1 protein-coding gene and 1 pseudogene are annotated in these 989 nt (G+C 74.7%); both read right to left on the bottom strand.

Going from position 1 to position 989, the window contains the following annotated elements; translation table 11 throughout:
- A pseudogene (locus HUW36_RS33440) lies at positions 1 to 210 on the bottom strand (hypothetical protein); the annotation flags it as partial.
- A 53-nt stretch (positions 211 to 263) separates the two neighbouring features.
- On the bottom strand, positions 264 to 989 hold a 726-nt coding region (locus HUW36_RS33435), incomplete at its 5' end, for a S1C family serine protease (protein WP_174531652.1).

The raw sequence follows: 989 nt of genomic DNA, 5'->3' as shown, positions 1-989 counted from the left end.
CGGCTGGCCCGGCGCCGGGACCGGCGCGGCGCCCGGGGTGTACGGGCCGGGCGCGTACTGGCCCGGCACGGACGGCTGGGGTCGGGTCGGCTCGGGCTGGGCCGGCCCGTACGAGGGGGGCGTGGGCTGGCCCCCGTACGGGTTGCCGTAGACCGTGCCGCCCGGCGGCGGGGGCGGGTTGTCCCCCGCTCCGATCGGTGGCTGGGACATGTCGTTCCTCCAGATGTGCTGAGCCCCCCGTGGGGCGGCCCGGGACCGATCGGTCAGCAGAGCTTGAACCGGTCGCAGGCGGTCTTGATCGGCACCGCCAGGCCGATGCCCTCGGCGTCGCGGGCCTTGGCCGTGGCGATGCCGACGACCTCCTTGGATCCGTTGATCACCGGACCGCCGGAGTTGCCGGGATTGATCGGTGCGTCGAACTGGATCACCGGGCCGGAGCCGTCCTCGTCCTTGCGGAACGCGCTCACCACGCCGGTGGTGACGCTGTCCTGCAACCCGAGCGGGGCGCCGACCACGACGATCTGCTGGCCGGACTTGACCGGCGTGCGCGCCGCGACCAGGCCGCTGAACGTCGCGGTGGTCCGCAGCTGCGCGAGGTCCTTCTCCTTGTCCGTGGACACGATCGTCGCCTCGAACCGCTGGTCGGTGCGCTCCAGGAAGACCTTGCGCTCGCCGGCGGTGAAGACGGCCTCCACCACGTGGAAGTTGGTGAGCAGCGTGGTGCCCCCGCCGGCCGGGGCCTTGCCGACCGCGAACGCGGTGCCGGTGAACTGGCCGGCCCGGACCCGGAACACGCTGGGCAGCACGGCGCTCGCCACCGCCTCCGGGTTGAAGGCGGCGCCGGCCTGCTTCTCCAGGCTGCCGGCGCGCTGCTCCAGCCCGTCCAGCCGGCGGGCGTCCGCCCCCTGCGCCTCGGCCATCCGCCGGTCGGCGGCGGCGAGCCGGTCGTCGAGCCGGTGGATCTGGTACGCCTGCACGCCGGCGACCAC

The organism is Micromonospora maritima (genome assembly GCF_902825405.1).
GTDB classification, from domain to species: Bacteria; Actinomycetota; Actinomycetes; order Mycobacteriales; family Micromonosporaceae; genus Micromonospora; species Micromonospora maritima.
The sequence above is the reverse complement of the archived record's forward strand: the minus strand, read 5'-3'. Positions and strand labels throughout refer to the sequence as shown.